18 protein-coding genes are annotated in these 19,255 nt (G+C 71.0%); 14 read left to right on the top strand and 4 right to left on the bottom strand.

What is annotated here, in order from left to right; all coding sequences use genetic code 11:
* The first annotated feature begins 139 nt into the window (after positions 1-139).
* From B116_RS0109940 to B116_RS0109925, 4 genes are all read left to right on the top strand, one after another.
* Positions 140-745, top strand: a complete 606-nt coding sequence (locus B116_RS0109940) for an NADH-quinone oxidoreductase subunit C (RefSeq protein WP_027659992.1) — start codon at positions 140-142, stop codon at positions 743-745.
* Positions 745-1,707: a complex I subunit 1/NuoH family protein gene (locus B116_RS0109935; protein WP_027659991.1), complete on the top strand. Its 963-nt coding sequence runs from the start codon at positions 745-747 to the stop codon at positions 1,705-1,707. Before B116_RS0109940 ends, B116_RS0109935 begins: the two co-directional genes overlap by 1 nt.
* Positions 1,708-1,736: 29 nt before the next feature.
* Positions 1,737-2,699: an EamA family transporter RarD gene (rarD, locus tag B116_RS0109930; protein ID WP_033667490.1), complete on the top strand. Its 963-nt coding sequence runs from the start codon at positions 1,737-1,739 to the stop codon at positions 2,697-2,699.
* An 80-nt stretch (positions 2,700-2,779) separates the two neighbouring features.
* Positions 2,780-3,961 (top strand): methyltransferase domain-containing protein, encoded by a 1,182-nt coding sequence (locus tag B116_RS0109925; RefSeq protein WP_223874553.1) that lies wholly within the window; start codon positions 2,780-2,782, stop codon positions 3,959-3,961.
* 8 nt (positions 3,962-3,969) lie between these two features.
* Here the strand turns inward: B116_RS0109925 and B116_RS0109920 are convergent, their stop codons facing one another.
* Both B116_RS0109920 and B116_RS0109915 read right to left on the bottom strand, forming a co-directional pair.
* Positions 3,970-4,716: a response regulator gene (locus B116_RS0109920; RefSeq protein WP_027659988.1), complete on the bottom strand. Its 747-nt coding sequence runs from the start codon at positions 4,714-4,716 to the stop codon at positions 3,970-3,972.
* A complete protein-coding gene (locus B116_RS0109915) occupies positions 4,695-5,954 on the bottom strand; it encodes a sensor histidine kinase (RefSeq protein ID WP_027659987.1) in 1,260 nt (419 codons plus the stop codon). The genes B116_RS0109920 and B116_RS0109915 overlap by 22 nt, the downstream gene beginning before the upstream one ends.
* Before the next feature lie 131 nt (positions 5,955-6,085).
* Here B116_RS0109915 and B116_RS0109910 point away from each other — a divergent pair, with 131 nt between their 5' ends.
* Both B116_RS0109910 and B116_RS0109905 read left to right on the top strand, forming a co-directional pair.
* Positions 6,086-6,985, top strand: coding sequence for an ABC transporter ATP-binding protein (locus B116_RS0109910; RefSeq protein WP_018724231.1), 900 nt, complete (start codon positions 6,086-6,088; stop codon positions 6,983-6,985).
* Complete coding sequence (locus B116_RS0109905; RefSeq protein WP_018724230.1) at positions 6,982-7,767, top strand: hypothetical protein; 786 nt, start codon at positions 6,982-6,984, stop codon at positions 7,765-7,767. The genes B116_RS0109910 and B116_RS0109905 overlap by 4 nt, the downstream gene beginning before the upstream one ends.
* 308 nt (positions 7,768-8,075) lie before the next feature.
* Here the strand turns inward: B116_RS0109905 and B116_RS0109900 are convergent, their stop codons facing one another.
* Positions 8,076-9,137 (bottom strand): glutathione S-transferase family protein, encoded by a 1,062-nt coding sequence (locus tag B116_RS0109900; protein WP_027659986.1) that lies wholly within the window; start codon positions 9,135-9,137, stop codon positions 8,076-8,078.
* Between the two features lie 237 nt (positions 9,138-9,374).
* Between B116_RS0109900 and B116_RS0109895 the strand changes: the two genes are divergently transcribed.
* From B116_RS0109895 to htpX, 7 genes are all read left to right on the top strand, one after another.
* Positions 9,375-10,103, top strand: a complete 729-nt coding sequence (locus B116_RS0109895; RefSeq protein ID WP_188116014.1) for a NuoI/complex I 23 kDa subunit family protein — start codon at positions 9,375-9,377, stop codon at positions 10,101-10,103.
* Positions 10,100-10,663 carry an NADH-quinone oxidoreductase subunit J family protein gene (locus tag B116_RS0109890; protein WP_018722376.1) on the top strand — a complete coding sequence of 188 codons (564 nt, stop codon included), beginning with the start codon at positions 10,100-10,102 and terminating at the stop codon, positions 10,661-10,663. Before B116_RS0109895 ends, B116_RS0109890 begins: the two co-directional genes overlap by 4 nt.
* Positions 10,660-11,070 carry an NADH-quinone oxidoreductase subunit NuoK gene (nuoK, locus tag B116_RS0109885; RefSeq protein WP_027659984.1) on the top strand — a complete coding sequence of 137 codons (411 nt, stop codon included), beginning with the start codon at positions 10,660-10,662 and terminating at the stop codon, positions 11,068-11,070. The genes B116_RS0109890 and nuoK overlap by 4 nt, the downstream gene beginning before the upstream one ends.
* A complete protein-coding gene (locus B116_RS0109880) occupies positions 11,067-13,016 on the top strand; it encodes an NADH-quinone oxidoreductase subunit 5 family protein (RefSeq protein ID WP_027659983.1) in 1,950 nt (649 codons plus the stop codon). Before nuoK ends, B116_RS0109880 begins: the two co-directional genes overlap by 4 nt.
* Complete coding sequence (locus tag B116_RS0109875; RefSeq protein ID WP_027659982.1) at positions 13,013-14,524, top strand: complex I subunit 4 family protein; 1,512 nt, start codon at positions 13,013-13,015, stop codon at positions 14,522-14,524. Before B116_RS0109880 ends, B116_RS0109875 begins: the two co-directional genes overlap by 4 nt.
* A gap of 19 nt (positions 14,525-14,543) precedes the next feature.
* Positions 14,544-16,127 carry an NADH-quinone oxidoreductase subunit N gene (locus tag B116_RS0109870; RefSeq protein WP_027659981.1) on the top strand — a complete coding sequence of 528 codons (1,584 nt, stop codon included), beginning with the start codon at positions 14,544-14,546 and terminating at the stop codon, positions 16,125-16,127.
* Positions 16,128-16,248: 121 nt separating this feature from the next.
* Entirely contained in the window at positions 16,249-17,118 is an 870-nt protein-coding gene (gene htpX / locus B116_RS0109865) for a zinc metalloprotease HtpX (protein ID WP_026321749.1), read from the top strand.
* 79 nt (positions 17,119-17,197) lie between these two features.
* Here htpX and B116_RS0109860 read toward each other — a convergent pair whose 3' ends face one another.
* Complete coding sequence (locus tag B116_RS0109860; protein WP_027659980.1) at positions 17,198-18,079, bottom strand: YoaK family protein; 882 nt, start codon at positions 18,077-18,079, stop codon at positions 17,198-17,200.
* A gap of 231 nt (positions 18,080-18,310) precedes the next feature.
* Here B116_RS0109860 and B116_RS0109855 point away from each other — a divergent pair, with 231 nt between their 5' ends.
* Complete coding sequence (locus tag B116_RS0109855; protein WP_018722369.1) at positions 18,311-19,027, top strand: SDR family oxidoreductase; 717 nt, start codon at positions 18,311-18,313, stop codon at positions 19,025-19,027.
* The last annotated feature ends 228 nt before the right edge of the window (positions 19,028-19,255 follow it).

Raw genomic sequence — 19,255 nt, 5'->3', positions numbered from 1 at the left:
CGAATGCCACGCGGACCCCCGATCGAGCCACCGACCGGCCGAGAGTCCGCGGCCACGCCCTCGGCCGGCCGTCGGCGCGGTGGAGATTGGCCGCCGCTGGGCAACGCACGCCGACGCCAGCGGTCATAGGATCGGCGACATGACTCTGGACGAGGTAGGCCAGCGGATGGCCGCGTTGCTCGCCCCGGTCGAGGTCACCACCTCGGTCTCCGGCGGTCAGGCGTACGCCCGCGCCACCGTTGACGTGCCCGCGGAGAGCTGGACCGACGCGCTGCGCGCGGCTCGGGACGACGCTGAACTGGCCTGTGACTTCTTCGACTGGCTCTCCGCGGTGGACGAGTTGGCCGCCGGGTTCGACGTGGTGGTGCACCTGTGGTCCAGTACGCGTCGGCACGGGCTGCTGCTGCGCACCCGGGTGCCTCGCTCGGCGCCACGGGTCGCCTCGGTGGTCGACATCTTTCCGGGTGCGGCCTGGCACGAGCGCGAGACGCACGAGATGTTCGGCATCGACTTCGTCAACCACGTCGGCCTCAAGCCGCTGCTGCTGCCCCCGGAGTTCGAGGGGCATCCGCTGCGTAAGGAGTTCGTCCTCGCCTCCCGGGTGGCCAAACCCTGGCCGGGGGCGAAGGAACCGGGCGAGGCCAAGGCCGGTGGCGGTCGCCGGCCGATGCGCCCACCGGGCGTGCCGGCGCCGGGGGAGTGGGGCCCGGCACCAACTTCCCCCGAGAGCGGGGGGACGGCCTGATGCCGCTCTGGGCAGAGCTGCTACTCCGGGTCGGTGGGGTGCTGGTCGCGTTCCTCACGCTGCCGCTGCTGGTCGGCCAGGCCGAGCACAAGGTCATGGCGCACATGCAGGGCCGGCTGGGCCCGATGTACGCCGGCGCCTTCCACGGTTGGGCGCAGCTGATCGCGGACGGCGTGAAGTTCGTGCAGAAGGAGGAGATCACCCCCCACGGGGCGGACCGTCCGGTGTTCCGGCTCGCCCCGGTGGTGGCCCTGGTGCCCTACCTGCTGGTACTGATGGTGATCCCACTGGGGCCGGGCGATCTGGTCGGGCAACCGCTGGACATCGGGCTCTTCTTCGTGCTCGCCGTGGTCGGTGTCGGGGTGGTCGCCGTGCTGATGTCGGCGTGGGCCTCCGCCAACAAGTACAGCCTCCTCGGCGGTCTGCGGGCCGCGGCCCAACTGCTCGGCTACGAGTTGCCGTTCGTGCTCGCCGCCGCGTCGGTGGCGATGGCGGCCGGCACCCTGAGCCTGCCGGGCATCGTCGAGGCGTGGCAGCCCTGGTGGCTGATCTGGCAGGCCCCCGCGATGATTGTCTTCTTCGTAGCGGGGCTCGCCGAGATCCGGCGGCCGCCGTTCGACATGCCGATCGCCGACTCGGAGCTGGTGTTCGGCTACCTGACCGAGTACACCGGTCTGCGCTTCGCGTTCTTCCTGCTCGCCGAGTACGTGGGGGTCGTGGTGATCGCCGCGCTCACCACCGTGCTGTTCCTCGGCGGTTGGCAGGGGCCGTTCGCCGACGCGCAGCTCGGCTGGCTCTGGACCCTGCTCAAGGTCGCCGCGGTCAGCTTCGTGATCATCTGGTTCCGGGTCAGCTACCCGCGCCTGCGTGCGGATCAGCTCCAGCGGCTCTGTTGGCTGGTGCTGGTCCCCGTGTCGCTGGCCCAGCTTGTCCTGACCGTCACCGTCCGCATCGCCCTGTAACGCATGCCGTCCCTTAGCGTTGCGGAGTGATGCCTCGCAAGCTCGGCTACCTGTACGGCATCGGTGCGTACGTGCTCTGGGGGTTCTCTCCGCTCTACATGAGACTGCTGCGGCCGGCGGGCCCGGTGGAGATCCTGGCCCACCGGATCGTCTGGTCCGTGGTCTTCGTCGCGCTGGTGCTGGCAGCGATGCGCAACCGCAGCTTCCTGCGGGCGCTGCTGCGCAGACCACGGGCCCTGGCCGCGCTCGGCGTCGCCGCCGTGCTGGTCGCCCTCAACTGGGGCACCTACATCTACGGGGTCAACTCCGAGCGGGTGGTGGAGACTTCCCTCGGATACTTCGTCAACCCGCTCGTCGTGGTGCTACTCGGAGTCTTTGTACTGCGGGAGCGGCTGCGCCCCGCGCAGTGGGCGGCCCTGGGCGTGGGCGGGGCGGCGGTCGTGGTGCTGACCGTCGACTACGGCCGCCCGCCGTACCTGGCGCTGGTCCTCTCGTTCACTTTCGCCGGGTACGGGCTGGTCAAGAAGAGGCTCGGCCTACCCGCCGCCGAGGGGCTCTTCGTGGAGTCGGCGGTCCTCGCCCTCCCCGCGCTCGCGTACCTGGCGTGGCTGGGTGGCACCGGCGGGGCCGCGTTCGGGGCGGTGTCGGCGGGACACACCGCCCTGTTGGTTTCGGCCGGAGCGGCAACCGCGATTCCCCTGCTGCTGTTCGCTGGTGCGGCCAACCGGCTGCCGTTCACCAGCCTCGGGATGCTTCAGTATCTCGCCCCGATTCTCCAACTCGGCTGCGGCGTCATCATCTTCCGCGAGCCCATGCCTCCCGCGCGCCTGGCGGGCTTCGCCCTGGTCTGGCTCGCGCTCGCCGTCTTCACCGTCGATGCCGTCCGCGCCGCCCGCCGCCTCCCCCCGCACCCTGCGGAAGGAGCTTTGCCCGCGGTTCAACCCAGGTCGGGTACTTCACCTCAGCAAGAGCGCAAGATCGTTTCGGGCTGAACTGTCGGTCCTGAGTAGTGACTGGTTCCGGGCGAACTACCCCCGGCTACCTGCTGACCTACTGGAGAAAGGGTGACGAATTGACTGACTGGCAGCCGTGGGCGGCTACGTTGGCAGACAAGCTTGCCGCTGAATCCGCGATAGCCGATGACCAGTGGCGGGCGGCGTTCGAGGGCACCCCGCGACACGTGTTCGTACCTCGATATTGGGAACTTGACGAGTACAACCGTCCCAGCCGGCTCGTGGACGGCGCCATCTCCGCTCACCGTCCGGAGTGGCTGAAAGCTGCGTACACGGACCGTTTCCTGGTGACCCAGTGGGTGGCTGACGAGGACAGGAGGGTCGTCACCAGCTCAGCCTCCCTACCGTCACTGGTGGCCAGGATGCTGCATATCCTTGACGTTACAGACGGTCACCGCGTGCTAGAAATCGGTACTGGTACCGGCTACAACACCGCCCTACTGTGCCACCGGGTCGGCGCGCAGAACGTGGTCAGTGTGGACATCGACGCCGCCCTGGTGGCCGAAGCCACCGGCCGCTTGAATGCCGTGGGTTATGCGCCCACGGTGGTTGCCGGAGACGGTGCGCTGGGCGTCAAGGGTCACGGCCTGTATGACCGCATCCTGTCGACCTGCGCCACCCGAGGGGTGCCACCAGCATGGATCGATCAGCTTGCCGACGGCGGACGGATCGTCACCCCGTTAACCATGGGCGGGGCGCTCGCGGTGCTGACCAAATCTGGCCCCGACAAGGTGTCCGGTCATTTCGACGTGGAACAGGCGTGGTTCATGGCGATGCGTCCTGCCACCCGGGCGATGCCGGTCGGCTTCCTCGCCGACCAGCCCCAACCTGTTTCTGATGATCTCGCGGGCCTCGGCGTCAGTGGCCTTGATCCCGAGGCGCTGGCTGACCCCGACTTTCGGCTGTGGCTCCTGCTCCACCAGCCGACGCTGCATTTTGTCGAGCACTTCGACAACGAGTTGGCGCATACCGGCCTTACCGTCCACGACGGAGCTGATATCGCCACCGCAGAACGATGTGCCGATGGGCCGCTGTACGTCCGGCAGTCGTCCTCCAGGCGGCTGTGGGACACCGTCGAAGCGGCGTGGCGGTCGTGGATTGACCACCACAAGCCGCGACGCGATCGTCTCGGGATCACCGCCACCACTGGCGGCATCCAGTACGCGTGGCTCGATCACCCGGCTCGCCACCAGGGCGGAGGTGGCCGTGCCGGTGTCTTCCGCTGGCCATTGCCCGTCTGACCCTCTGCTCAGACCAGACCGGCGTCGTGGACCAGAAGCGCCACCTGGACCCGGTTGTTGAGGTCCAGTTTCGCCAGCAGCCGCGACACGTACGCCTTGACTGTCGCCACACTCATGAACAGTTCCCCCGCAATCTCGGCGTTGCTGCGGCCCTGGCCGAGCGCGATCGCGACCTCCCGCTCCCGCTCACTCAACACGGCAAGACGCCCCTGCGCCCGCTGCCGGCGTGAATCGGCGCCAACGCCCCCGGTGACGTGCGCGACCAGTTGGCGGGTAACCGTCGGAGACAACATGGTCTCACCCACTGCCACCCGCCGGACGGCGTGCACGATCTCAGTCGGTGCGGTGTCCTTTAGCAGAAAGCCAGCCGCCCCAGCCCGCAACGCCCGCAGCACCTGCTCATCAGCATCGAAGGTAGTCAATATTAATACTTCGGGTGGGTTGGTCGTGGACCGCAACTTCTCAGTGGCCGCCAGCCCGTCGAGCCGCGGCATCCGGATGTCCATCAACACGACGTCCGGCGCGTACGCGGCCACGGCAGCGGGCACCTCGGTGCCGTCGGTGGCCTCTCCCACCACCAAAAGATCCGCCACAGTGTCGATAATCATCAACAGCGCAGCCCGAACCAGCGGATCGTCATCGACGATCAACACCCGAACCGGACCGGCCGGTGCCCCCCCACCACCCGGCAAGCCGCTTGACCCCACCGGGCCCGGCTCGCCGGACGGACTGGTCAGGCCGGCCACGGCAGCCACGCGGCGAGCCGGAAGTGCCCGGCTGCGTCCCGTCCGTGCTCCAGTCGCCCGCCCGCCAGACCGACCCGCTCGGCCACACCGATAAGCCCAGTCCCGGCACCGGGGATGCCGTCACCGGAGCCGGCAACGGGGCTCGCCGCACCTACCGGCCAGGGATTGCGGATCTCGACAGTGAGCCCGTCGCCCCGGCACCCGGCGAGCCGCACGTCGACCACCGCACCCGGGGCGTGCTTGCGGGCGTTGGTCAGCCCCTCCTGCACGATCCGGTACACGCTGCGCCCCACCGCGGGCGGCAGCTCCACCCGGTCGGCGACTTCCTCGACGACACTCACCCGGACACCGGCGGCTCGAGACTCGCCGATCAGCGTCGGCACGTCGACGAGGGTGGGCTGAGGTCGTTCCGGTTCGGCGCCCTCCGCCACTCCGGTCTCCGCCCGGAGTACTCCGATCACCTCCCGCAGGTCCCGCAGGGCGGCGTGTGCGCTGTCCCGGATCACCCCGGCCGCCCTGGCCACCTCCTTGGGCGAGGCATCTGGACGGAATTCCAGTGCTCCAGCGTGCAGGCTGAGCAACGAGATGCGGTGCGCCAACACATCATGCATCTCCCGGGCGATGCGGGTACGTTCCAACTGTCGAGCCTGCGTCACTCGCAGCTGTTGCTCAGCCTCGGCCCGGTGCGCCCGCTCCCGCAGCGACACCACCAGCTGCCGGCGTGCCCGGACGAACATGCCCCAAGCCAGCACGGCCCCGAGGGTCAACAGGGTCCAACCCACGATCAACCACAGCGACGTCACCGGTTCGGGGCGCAGCCGCAGATGGATCGGCGTGGCGAGCAGGTGTGCACCGAACATGCCGGCGGCGACCGGGAACGGCCGGTGCACGGTCACCGTGAACAAAATGATCAGCAGCGCCGCGCCGCCACCGACCGAGAACAGCGCCAGCGGCAGGCTGGCCAACGCCAGGCCCACCGGCCAGCGCCGACGGACCCAGAGAGCACCGCAGAGCACCAGGCTGGCCAGGAGGTCGACCTCGTTGAGCCAGCCCGGTCCGGCGTTCAGCGCCAACGCCGGCTCGGCCGACAGCGAATCGTCCCACGCCACCACCGCCCAGCCGAGGGCAACCAGGAAGCAAAGGCTGTCGACGAACCAATCCCGCAGTGTCCGCCGGGCTCGGGCCGTGGGGGCCGTCAGAGTGCTCGGAAGGAGCCAGGAGTGTTCGGATACGGCGGCGCTGGTCACTGGTCAATCGTAGGGACCGGCCGGGGGACCCGACAGCTACTAAAGTCGACGCCGGTCATGGTCCAAGGTCTACCCGACGACAGTCGGCCGGCCGCAGCACACCGCCGGGTGGTTCCGGCAGTTTCGATGCCATGATCATGGTCGAACACCTCATCAAGCGGTACGGCCCGCACACGGTCGTCGACAACGTCTCGTTCCACTGCGAGCCCGGCACTGTTACCGGCTTCCTCGGGCCGAACGGTGCCGGCAAATCCACCACCATGCGGATGATCTGCGGGTTGACCCCGCCGACCGACGGCAGCGCAACGGTCGCCGGCCGGCTGTACCGGCAGCTACCCAATCCGGGGCGGGAGATCGGGGTGCTGCTCGACGCCTCGGCCCAGCACTCGGGGCGCACCGGGCGGGAGACGCTGGCCCTGGCCGCCACGACGATGGGCGTGGACCGTAGCCGGGTCGCCGAGGTGCTGGACCTGGTCGGATTGAACGCGGTCGCCGCCAGGCGGCGGGTCGGTGCCTATTCATTGGGGATGCGGCAGCGACTCGGCCTAGCGCTGGCGCTGCTCGGTGACCCCCGGGTGCTGATCCTCGACGAGCCGGCCAACGGCTTGGACCCAGAGGGCATCTACTGGATGCGCGGCCTGCTGCGCGACTTCGCTGACCGGGGTGGCACCGTGCTGCTGTCGTCGCACCTGCTGCGCGAGGTGGAGGCGGTCGCCGACCGGCTGCTGGTGATCGGGGGCGGCCGGATTGTTGCCCAGGGCGGCAGGGATGAGTTGCTCGCCGACACGGGCACCCTGGTCCGGGCACGGGACTCGCATGCCCTGTGGCTCACTCTGCAGCGGGCTGCACTGGACGCCACCGCCGACACCAATGGCGGTTTCGTCGTGCACGCCGAGCCGGGCGTGGTGGGCCAGGCCGCCGCCGACGCCGGGTTGGTCCTCACCGAGCTGCGGCCCGCCGCCGGCGGCGGCCTCGAACAGCTCTTCCTCACCCTCACCGCGGGCGCGACCACGAAGGAGGCCGTCAAGTGACCATGACCGCCGAGCCCACCACCGAGACGGACTCCCGCGTCGCGGCCGTCAGGCCGTCCATAGCCCGACTGACCTCGATCGAGCTACGCAAGCTCACCGACACCAGGGCCGGCCGCTGGCTGCTGGCCACCATCGGGCTGATCGCGGTCGCCATCGCCGTGGTGCAGCTGTTCGTGCTGGACGACGCGGAGCAGACCTTCACCGGCTTCCTCGCTCCGTCGCTGCTCCCGGTGGGCCTGCTGCTGCCGGTGGTCGGCATCCTGTCAATCACCTCGGAGTGGACGCAGCGCACCGCGCTGACCACGTACGCCCTGGTTCCACATCGGGAACGGGTGGTGCTGGCCAAACTCGCGGCGGTGGTGCTGGCGGCACTCGCGTCGGTGCTGGTGAGCCTGGCTGTGGCCGCCGCCGGTACCCTCGCCGCCAAGGCCACCGGTGGCGCGGGAAGCTGGGACGGCGAGTGGGCGTTGGTACTAAACGCGGCTGTGATCCAGTTGGTCAACGTACTGATGGGGGCCGCATTTGGCCTGCTGCTGCTCAACACCCCGCTGGCGATCGTCGGCTATCTGCTGCTGCCGACGGTCTGGAGCATCCTCGCCGCGATGATCTCGGCGCTGCAGGGACCAGCCAACTGGCTCGACACCTCGATCACCATGGAACCGCTCTACGGCAATGAGATGACCGCCGGGCAGTGGGGCCGGCTGGCGGTCTCGGTACTGGCCTGGGTGGCCGTGCCCTTGGTCGCCGGCCTGCTGCGGACCCTGAGGCGGGAGGTTTCCTGATGCGCGACACACGGCAGCCCGGCGTCGCCACGGTCAAGAACTCTGGATTGGGCATGAGGCGTCCCTGCGCGTCACTCATCACGTCTGACGGGGTCGCAACAAGCGTCGTATGGCAGCGAACTGCCCCGCCCTCGGCCTCACAGCTGGGCGGGGCGGTTTCACCTCGCTCGCCAAGGATCGACATGTCGTCCCGAGGTTCGTACGGACGCACTGCTCCGAGACTTCGAGACCGACGACAAGGCCGGACCGGCCGACCGTCGACGCTCTCGACCTCCGGGGCTCACCGGCGGCGACTCACGGCGGCTCAGTCAGCGCAGTGGGGTGTGTGCGGGGTCGACCCGCTCGGCTGGTGGGGGCGGCGGTGGGGCGGTGCCGTCGCCGAAGGGGCGACCACCCAACTCCCCCCGACCGTGCGGTGTCAGCCAGTTCGCCAGGTCCGGCCCGAGCGGGACGATCCCGGTCGGGTTGAGGTCCCCGTGCACCTCGTAATAGTGCCGCTTGATGTGATCGAAGTCGATGGTGTCGCCGAATCCGGGGGTCTGGAACAGGTCCCGGGTGTACGCCCAGAGCACCGGCATCTCGGTCAACTTGCTGCGGTTGCACTTGAAGTGGCCGTGGTAGACCGGGTCGAAGCGGACCAGCGTGGTGAACAGCCGTACGTCCGCCTCGGTGATCGTCTCCCCGACCAGGTAGCGGCGTTCGGCCAGCCGGTCGCTCAGCCAGTCCAGTCGGTCGAAAAGCCGTTGGTACGCCCGGTCGTACGCCGACTGGCTGCCGGCGAAGCCACAGCGGTAGACCCCGTTGTTGACATCGGCGAAGACCACCGCGTTCACCTCGTCGATCTCGTCCCGGAGCCGCTGCGGGTAGAGCTCCGGTGCCCCGTCGCGGTGGTACGCGGTCCACTCGGTCGACAGGTCGAGACTCATCTGGGCGAAGTCGTTGGTCACCACCTGCCCGGTCGGTACGTCGATGATCGCGGGGACCGTGATCCCGCGGTCGTAGCCGGGGAAGCGCGCGAAGTAGGCGTCCGCGAGTCGTTCGATGTCCAGCACCGGATCCCGCCCACCGGGGTCGAGGTCGAAGCTCCAGCTTCGCCGGTCGTGGGTCGGGCCGGCGATCGCCATCGAGAGGACACCCTCCAGCCCGAGTAGCCGTCGGACGATGACCAGCCGGTTCGCCCACGGGCAGGCGCGACTCACCGCCAGCCGGTACCGCCCCGGCTCCACTGGCCAGCCGTCCCCGCCGTCGGCGGTGATCCGGGTGGCGATGTAGCGCTGATCCCGGGTGAACTCGCCGCCCGGCTCGATGTACCTTCCGCCGGTGCGGCGCAGCGCCGCCTCGCCGCTGCCCGCCGTCGCGCCCTCGGTCACGCTGCCCCCTCTGGTCGTCGCGCTGCGCCCACCACCCATCATCTCCGGATCAGACGGCGCACGAAGCGTCGCGCCGTAACCCGGCCGTGCCTCGCCCGACCGATGGGTCACCCGCCGGCTGTGGCCGACAGCCGCAGCTCGCCCCGGCCGATGGTCGCCGCCCGCACCGGCCGCCCGCCGCACTCCGCGCCGGGTGGTGGTCGCGCCCGCCGGGGGGCACAGGGCAGGATGGTCGGCATGACCGACCCCAGCGAGCGCAGCGACCCGGCCGACGGTGAGCGCAGCCTGCCCGGCGTGGGCCTGGTTAAGGGGCTCGGGGTCACGTTGAAGACGATGACCCGCCGCTCGGCCACCCAGCAGTACCCGGATGTCGCCCCGGCCTTGCCGCCGCGCTCCCGCGGCGTGATCGCGCTGGTCGAGGAGAACTGCACGGTCTGCATGCTGTGCGCCCGCGAGTGTCCGGACTGGTGCATCTACATCGACTCGCACAAGGAGGAGGTGGTGGTGCCCGGGGCGGCCCGTGCCCGTCAGCGCAACGTGCTGGACCGGTTCGACATCGACTTCTCGCTCTGCATGTACTGCGGGATCTGCATCGAGGTCTGCCCGTTCGACGCGCTCTACTGGTCCCCGGAGTTCGAGTACGCCGAGTACGACATCAAGGACCTCCTGCACGACAAGGAGCACCTGGGCGAGTGGATGGGCACCGTCCCGCCGCCGCCGGCGCACGACCCGAACGGCGAGCCGGCCAAGGAAGAGACCGCCGCCGCGCGTAAGGCCGCGATCCCGGCCAACCCCGCCGAGCCCCCGGCGGCTGCCCCGTCCCACCCCGCGGATCGCCCGGCGGCCCCGTCCCGCCCCGCGGATCGCCCGGCGGCCGCTCCGCCCCGCTCTGCTGAACGCCCACCGCCCCGCCCCGGGTCCCGACCAGCTGAGGAGAATGCCACCGGGGAAGGCCCGACCCCGTGACCGGCACCGACGCGCTGCTGCTCGCCCTTGGCGCGCTGGCAGTCGGTTCCGGTGCCCTGGCGGTGGCCACCCGACACCTGGTCCGGGCCGGCCTCTACCTGGTGCTCTGCCTCGCCGCCGTGGCCGGGATGTACCTGGTCCTCACCGCCGAACTGGTCGCCTGGGTGCAGGTGCTGATCTACGTGGGGGCGGTGGTGGTGCTGCTGCTCTTCGCGGTGATGCTCACCCGTGCTCCGATCGGCGCCTCCACCGATCTGGACCGACCGGGCTGGCCGGCCGCGCTGATCGGCGGCGGCGCCGGGCTCGGGCTGGCCGCGCTGCTGGTGGACGCGTACCGATGGTCGTCGGTGCCGCTGCCCACGGCGGGTAGCGCCGAACGGATCGGGGAGCAGATCTTCGGCAGCTGGGTGCTGCCCTTCGAGGTGCTCTCGGTGCTGCTGCTCGCCGCCCTGGTGGGGGCGATCATCCTGTCCCGCCCGGACATCGGACGGTCGCCGGTGGACCAGGCCGGCGACAGCGCAGCGGGCGACACCTCCGCCGAGGGCAGGCGGTCCCGGTGAGGCCGGTCATCCCCTACGTCACCGCCGCCCTGCTGTTCGGGCTCGGCACGTACGGGGTGCTGCGCCGGCGCAACGCCATCCTGGTGCTGATCGCGGTCGAGTTGATGCTGAACGCGGTGAACCTGATCCTGGTCACCGCCGACACCACCGTTCGATCCCAGCTGCCGCACGGCGGCCAGGTCTTCGCGCTGTTCGTGATCGTGCTGGCCGCTGCTGAGGTGGGCGTCGGGCTGGCCATCGTGCTGCAGCTCTACCGGCTGCGCGCCAGCGTGGCCGTGGACGAGGTGCCGCTGGCCGAGCCGTCGTCGCCGAACTCCCCGACCGAGGCCCCGTCGCCGAACTCTCCGGCCGAGCCGTCGGCACCCCCGCCCGCCGCGGCGGCCACCCCTGGGGAGGCAGACCGGTGAGCACGCCCACCCTGCTCGGCACGCTGCTGCCGGCCGTACCCCTGGTGACCGGCCTGCTCGGGCTCCTGCTGCCGCCGGCGTCCCCGCAAGCCGGTGCGGCGCGGCAGCGGGCCCGTCGGGCGGCGATCACGCTCGGGACGACCGGCGCGGCCCTGTCGTTACTTCTCGCGGTCGCGCTGCTGGCCACCCTCGACGCACCGGCCGAGGCCACCCGGACCTGGATCGACTTCGGCGACCTGACGGTCACCCTCGGCGTCCGGCTGGACTCGACGGTGGCGCTGGTGGCGGTCGCCGTCGCCGCGGTGGCCCTCGCGGTGCAGGTCTACTCGATCGGCTACCTCCGGAACGGCCCACACGACGAGGTGGACGTCGACCACCGCTACCCGCCGTACGCGGCCCAGATCAGCCTCTTCACCGCCGCGATGCTGCTGGTGGTGGTCGCCGGAGACCTCATCCTGCTGCTGGTCGGCTGGGAGGTGATGGGCCTCTGCTCGTACCTTTTGATCGCCCATGAGCGACGGCTGCCCGCAGCACCCGGCGCCGCGATGAAGGCCTTCCTGGTAACCCGGGTGGGTGACGTCGGTTTCCTGCTCGGGATCGCGCTGCTCGGCGTCTCCGCGGGCAGCTTCCGGATCGCCGACGTGCTCGGCCACGACCACGCCACCGGTCTGCTCACCGCCGCCTGCCTGCTGTTGCTCGCCGGGGTGGCCGGCAAGAGCGCCCAGTTCCCGCTGCACACCTGGCTGCCCGACGCGATGGCCGGCCCCACCCCGATCTCCGCGCTGATCCACGCGGCGACCATGGTGGCCGCCGGGGTCTACGTCGTCGCCCGGCTCTTCCCTCTCTTCGTGCAGGTGCCGGTCGCCCTGGCGGTGCTCGGTGTGCTGGCCTCGATCACCCTGCTGCTCGGCGCGTTCGCCGCCATCGCCCAGGACGACCTCAAGCGGGTCCTCGCCTGGTCAACGGTCTCCCAGCTGGGCTACCTGACCGGCGCGCTGGCCGTGGGCGCACCCGCGGCGGCCCTGTTCCACCTGCTCACCCACGCCGCCTTCAAGGCGCTGCTCTTCCTCGCCGCCGGGGCGGTGATCCACGCCGCGGGTACCGCGCTGATGTCCCAGCTCGGTGGCCTGCGCCGCACGATGCCGGTGACCTTCTGGTCCATGCTGGTCGGCCTCGGCGCGCTGGCCGGGCTGCCGCCGCTGTCCGGCTTCTTCAGCAAGGACTCCGTGCTGTACGCCGCCGAGGAAGCCGCCCGGCACGGCGGCCCCGCGCCGGCCTGGGTGGGCTGGTCGGTCTGGCTGGCCGGGCTGGCCGGAGTCGCCCTCACCGCCGGGTACGCCACCCGGCTGCTGCTGCGTACCTTCTTCGGCGCGCCCCGCAGCCCGCTGCCTCAGCCACACGACCCGCCCGCGGTGCTGCGCTGGCCGGTGCTGCTGCTGACCGTCCCGGCGGCGCTGCTCGGTCTGGCCGGATTCTCCGGAACCTTCGCCGGGTGGCTCGAACCGTACGGGCCGGCCACTCGGGAGCGCCCCGCGGAGCTGCTGCCCGCCGATCCGCTGGTGCACTTCGGCCCGACCGTGCTGCTGCCGCTCGCTCTACTGGCGCTCGGGGCGGGGCTCGCCTGGGCCCGCTGGCGGCGAGATCCGGCCGGTGACCCGGCCGTGCTGCTGGGTCCGCTGCGACCGCTCTCCGCCCGCGCGTTCTGGCTCGACGACCTCCAGCAGACCCTGGTGGTACGCCCGATCGGCCGGCTCGCCGCTGGCGCGCGTACCGCCGACGAGGTGGTGGTGGACGGTGCGGTCACCGGCAGCGGTCGGGTCGCCTGGTGGCTGGGGGGCGGGCTGGCGGCGTGGCACCGCGCCACGCTGCCCCGGGCCGCAGCCGGCGTGCTGGCCGGCGCACTGCTCATCGGGCTGGCGGCGGTGCTGATCGGAGGCGACGCATGAGTGGGCTCATGGGGCAGGTCCTGCTGGTCGCGGTGCTGGCGGTGCCGGCGGCCGGCGCGGCGGTCGTCGCCGCGCTCCGGCACGACCGGGCCGCCCGCCTGGTCGGTACGGTGGCCGCCGGGCTGACCCTGGTCGCCGCGCTGCCGCTGGTCGTGGGGGGCGACGACGCCGGGGCGGGCACCGATCCGAGCCCCGCGGTCCGCCCCTGGCATCAGGTGGACCTGCCCTGGGTGCCCGGTCTGGACCTCCGCTTCCACCTCGGGGTGGACGGCATCTCCTGGCCGCTGGTCGTGCTGACCGCGCTGCTGACCCTGCTCTGCTGCGGCTACACCCTGTGGAAGGTCCCCAGCGGGGGGAGCGGGCGGGCCCTGGTGGCCTTGCTGCTGGTGGTCGAGGTGGGCATCCTCGGCACCTTCCTCGCCCTCGACCTGGTGCTCTTCTTCGTCTTCTTCGAAGTCGTCCTCCTGCCGATGTACGCGATCATCGTTGGCTGGGGTGGGCCGGACCGGTACCGGGCGGCCCGCAAGTTCGCCCTCTACACCCTCTTCGGCTCAGTGCTGCTGCTGGTGGGCGTCCTGGTGGTGGTGACCGCTGCCGGCACGGCCGACATCGTGGCGCTGACCGGCGGCACCGGACTCTCCCGCGGCCCACAACTCGCCGCGTTCACCCTGCTGGCACTCGCCTTCGCGGTGAAGAGCCCACTGTGGCCGCTGCACTCCTGGCTGCCCGACGCGCACACCCAGGCACCGACCGTCGGCAGCGTGATCCTCGCCGGAGTGCTGCTCAAGATGGGCACCTACGGGCTGATCCGGGTCGCGGTCGGCGTCGCCCCCGAAGGCGCCGAATGGGCCGCGCCGGTGCTCGGCGTGCTCGCTGTCGCGGCGATCCTGGTCGGCTCCCTGGTCTGCCTGGCGCAGACCGAGCTGAAGCGGCTGATCGCGTACTCCAGCGTGGGGCACATGGGCTTCGTGCTCCTCGGTGTCGCCACGCTCACCGGTACCGGCCTGCGGGCAGCCCTGATCGGCAACATCGCGCACGGGATCATCACCGGCCTGCTGTTCTTCCTCGCCGGCGCGATCAAGGACCGGGCGCACACCGGTGACCTGGCGGACCTGTCCGGGTTGCGGGAGACCGCGCCCCGGCTGGCCGGGCTGCTCGGCTTCGCCGCCGTCGCCTCGCTGGGCCTGCCCGGCCTGGCCGGCTTCTGGGGAGAGGCCTTCGCCGTGGTCGCCGCGGTCCGGGTCGGTGGTCCCCTCTGGCTGACCCTCGCCGTCCTCGCGGCGCTCGGTGGTGCGCTCACCGCCGCGTACCTCCTGCGACTGCTCCGCCAGGTCACCCACGGCCGAGCCAGCTCGGCGGTGGCGCAGGTCGGGCCGGGTGTGGCGAGGGCGGAACTGCTGACCTGGGCGCCGCTGGTGTTGCTCACGCTCGCCGTGGGGTTGGCCCCGATCCTGGTCCTGGGCGTGGCCCAGGTGCCGGTTGACGCCCTGCTGGCGGGGCGCCCGTGAGCTGGGTGGAGGTTCGGGCATGAGCATGGTGCAGATCGTCGACAACGTGGCGCTGCTGCCGGCGTACCTGGCCGCCGGGACGGCGGTGCTGGTGCTCCTCGCCGACCTGCTGGTGGCCCGGGCGCGGGTCACCGTCTCCGCCGCCGCGCTCGGTGCGCTCGCCACGGCCACCGGCGCGATCTTCGTCGGTGGAGGCGGCGAACGTCGTACGTTCTGCGTCGGCGCCGACTGCTCGTACGTCTTCGGTGGCCGGGCGGCCCTGGTCGCCGTACTCGTCGCGCTGCTCACCCTGGGGGTGCTGGGGCTCTCCGGGCCGCTGCTGCGGGCCGGGGCGACGCCGGTGGGCGAGTACTGTTTCCTACTCGCCGCGTCGATGACCGGTGGGGTTGCGCTCGGTGCGGCCGGTGACCTGATCACCCTGATCGTGGCGTTGGAGACGCTAACCCTTCCGCTGTACGTCCTGGTGGGCCTGCGCCGGGGCAACCTGGCCAGCATCGAGGCGGCGGTGACCTTCTTCGTGGTCAGCGTGGTCGCCACGACGCTAACCCTGCTCGGGGCGGCCCTGCTCTACGCGTCCACCGGCGCGCTGCACCTCGGCCGGCTCGGGGTGCTCTTCGCCGAGCAGCCGGAGCTCCTTGACATCCCGCTGACCACGGTCGCCGTGGCGCTGGTCGTGGTGGGGCTGACGGTCAAGGTGGCGGCGGTGCCCTTCCACGCCTGGGCGCCCACCACCTACGACGGCGCACCGCTGCCGGTGGCCGCGTACCTCTCCACGGTCTCGAAGCTCGGCGGGGTGGTGGCCCTGCTCGCGGTGGTGCAGCACGCACTGCCGGCCCGGATCACCGGCCCGGTGCTCGCGCTGCTCGCGGTGTTGACCATGACCGTCGGTAACCTGGTGGCGCTGCGCCAGCGCCGCACCGTACGGCTGCTCGCCTGGTCCTCGGTGGCCCAGGCGGGCTACATCCTCGCGCCGCTCGGCGCGCTGGCCCTCGCCGCGGGCCGGACCGCTGACGCCCGTGCCGCCGCGTACGCGGCAGCGGTGGCGTACACGGTCTTCTTCGTGCTCCTGGAGCTGGCGGCGTTCGCGGCCGTGGTCGCACTGCGACCGGCGGGCGCGGACGGCGGCACTCTCGACGAGTTGCGGGGCGCGGCCCGGCGCCGGCCCTGGGCGGCGGTGGGGCTGGCGCTGGCACTGGTCGGTCTCGCCGGTCTGCCGCCCGGCCTCGCCGGGCTCTTCGCCAAGGTCACCGTGGTCCGGTCGCTGCTCGACGGCGGTGCCGGCTGGCTCGCCCTGGTGGTGGCGGTCAACGCGGTGCTCGGCCTGGCCTACTACCTGCGGGTCGTCGCCGGGCTCTGGTCCACCGACCGGCCGGCAGCGGTACCGACCGACCCGGCGGCGGTGAGGGGTCCGACGGCGGCCAACCCGGTGGTGGCGGCGACCGACCCGGCAGCGGTCGCGACCGGTCCGGCGGTGGTGCCAGCCGATCCGACAGCGGTGCTGGTCCGGGCCAAGCCAGTCGCGGTGGTCCTGGCGGCGGCGACGGTCGTGGCGCTGGTGGTCGGCTTCGCCCCGCAGCTCGTGCTCGACCTCGCCGCCCGCTGACCCAGCGGCCTGCACCCCTCGTTACCAGGCATTTCACAGCCATATGACGGATGGTTGACGGGTACCGGTGGTGTTGAACCGGTCAGCGGATCGACGCGGTCCGCGCACCGAAGGAGTGACCGTGCACCATAACCGTCTGAAGACCGCCGCGCTGCTCGGCCTGCTCACCGCCCTGATCCTGGCGGTGGGCTACTGGTTCGGCGGCAGTGGCGGACTGGTCATCGCCGTCGTCATCTCGCTGGGGATGAACGGCGTCAGCTACTTCTACTCCGACAAGCTCGCGCTGCGCGCGATGCGGGCCCAACCGGTCAGTGAGGCACAGTTCCCCGAGCTCTACCAGATGGTGCGGGAACTGGCCGGCGAGGCCCGGCAACCGATGCCCCGGCTCTACGTAAGCCCGACCAGACAGCCCAACGCATTCGCGACCGGTCGGAACCCGCAGAACGCGGCCGTCTGTGTCACCCAGGGGATCGTCGAGATCCTCGACTATCGCGAGCTGCGTGGGGTCATCGGGCACGAGTTGTCGCACGTCTACAACCGGGACATTCTCATTTCCAGCGTGGCCGCCGGCCTGGCCGGCATCATCACCGCCCTGGCCAACCTGGCGTTCTTCATCCGGCTCGGGGGTGACGACGAGGAGGGGCGCAACCCGGTGGTGCTGCTGTTGACCATCATCCTGGGACCGATCGCCGCCACGCTGATCCAGCTTGCGATCGGCCGTAGCCGCGAATTCCAGGCGGACGCCTCCGGCGCCCAGCTCACCCGAGATCCGTTGGCGTTGGCCAGCGCCCTTCGGAAGATTCACAAGGGCACCCAGGCGCGTCCGTTGCCGCCGCAGGGACAGCTCACCAGCGCCGCCCACCTGATGATCGACAACCCGTTCAAGGGCGGCGGCATGGCGGCGCTCTTCTCCACCCACCCCCGGATGGAGGAGCGGGTCGCCCGGCTGGAGCAGATGGCCGGTAGCGCCGGCCCGATCCAGTACCGCTGACTCGGCTGAGTTCAGGCACCGGCTCCTCCGGTGCGGCCCAGGTCCTGGCCGCCGTGGCGCAAGTCGGTGCCTGAACCAGTCAGCGGTGGGTACCACGACCTCCGTGTTCGTCTTCTTCTCCAACCGCCTTGGCTGCCTCGGCTCGGTGCTGATCAGCGCGATCCTCACGGTGATCCTGCTGCTCATCTTCGCCCGGTGAACGCTCGTCTTCGCCTGGTGACTGCTCGTCTTCGCTCGGTGAGCGCGACGGCAGCCGGCGGCGTGACCGGCTGATGGCGATCGCAGTGGCCAGGACCGAGGCCACCAGTGCCGCGGCGAGTGCCGGCGCCCAGAGCGGCGCGACCCGCAGTACCACCGCGCCGAGCACCGCGCCGCCGAGAAGCCCCACCAACCGGGTCACGCCGGCCGCACCCGCCGCGAACCGGTGCGGGTCGAAGACCACCCCCCGCACGATGGAGGTGAGCGATCCGGTGAGGTACGTCGTGGTGGCGTGGGGTATTCCGGAGCTGATCGTCACCACGCTCTGTATCCCGCTGGCCGTCGCGGCGCCGAAGAGTAGAACCAGGGAGGCGGGGTAGCCGGGCTGCCCTCCGGTGGCCCACCAGCCACCCGCCACCCCGACCAGGATCAGCACCTGGGCCGCGGTTACCACGTGGGTACGGGAACGCCAGCCCAACCCGGCGTGACGCAGCGGTAGGGTGCCGCCGGCCACACCGACCGCGTAGCCGCCGACCGCAACGGACCCGCCACTGAGCAGGCGAGGATCGACGGCGACGAGATTGTGCCCGAGCTGGACCAGATTGCCGGTGATCACGCTGGCGAAGAACCCGCCGAGCTGTGTCACACAGAACACGTCGAGGCAGCCGGAGGAGGCGGAGAGTACGACGAGGAGACGCGCCACAGCCCGGTGCGACAGGTCCGGGTGGCCGAACTTCGCGTCCTGCGCTCCCGCCCCCCGCATCCGGCTGCCTTTCCCGGCCCGTCAGTCTTCCCGGTTCGTCGCCCTTCGCGACCCGTCATTCTTCCCGGTCCGTCGCCCTTCCGGCTGGTCACCCTTCGCGACCATCGCCGGGATCGCTTCTTCCCCCGTTGTCAGCTTTCATGCTCCGGACCAGGCACGGGCGCATCCGAGGGGCACCGCAGGTGACCCCACTCTTGACATCAAGTCAGCTTCAACTGCTCTGATCTTGTGGTGAATCTCGACGGACTACGGGTTGCTGTTACCGGCGCCGGGCGCGACTCCGGACGCCTCCTGGCGACCGCCTTCGCTGAGCACGGCGCGCAGGTGTTTGTCTCCGCCCGCGACGAGGCGGCAGCCAGACGCACCACGGAAATAATCCGACAGCGGGGGCGGGGGAGCGGCGAGGCCTTCGGCTGTGACCTGACCAGCCCCAACTCGGTACGCGCGTTCGCGGCGGCGCTGGCCGAGCGTACCGACCACCTCGACGTCCTGGTCAACAACGGTGCTGGCTACCTGCCCGGTGCGGACCTCGGCGACGTCGAGGATGACCACATCATCGCCACGATCAGCGGCGCCGCGACCGGTACGGTTCTGCTGACCAAACACCTGCTGGCGCTACTGCGAGCGTCAACGCGGCCGGACATCGTCAACATGATCTCTGCCTGCGGCGAGGTCGGCCACCACCGTTCGGCAGCCCATCCCGCCTTCTACGCCGCCAAGCACGCCCAGGCCGGCTTCGCCGAGATCATGTCCCATCGACTACGGGCCGAAGGAATTCGAGTCATCTCCCTCTTCCCACCGGACTTCGTGCAACACGGTCCACGGGCGGCATCCGACGACCTGACCGCACGATCTGTTGTGGACTGCGTGCTCTTCGCGGTCAGTCAGCCGCGGGACTGCTTCATCCGGGAGTTTCGTTTCGAGCAGGTCGTAGGCCCGCAGCGCTGACCGTGGTGGGCCCAACGGAGAGTCCGGTCGCCGCCAGGCCCGTTCGAAGGGCGACCCGAGCGCCCGGTCCACCCTTCCTGGCGGCGACCCGAGCGCCCGGCCCACCCTCTCCGGCGGCGACCCGAGCGCCCGGCCCACCCTCTCCGGCGGCGACCCGAGTGGCCAGCAGCGTGATGAGGCTTCCGGAGCGGCGTCGCTGGTGGTCAGCCGGGGCCATGCCGGCACCAC

Source organism: Salinispora fenicalii (assembly GCF_000514815.1).
Classification (GTDB): domain Bacteria; phylum Actinomycetota; class Actinomycetes; order Mycobacteriales; family Micromonosporaceae; genus Micromonospora; species Micromonospora fenicalii.
Note: the sequence above shows the minus strand (reverse complement) of the source record. Positions and strands in the feature narration are given on the sequence as shown.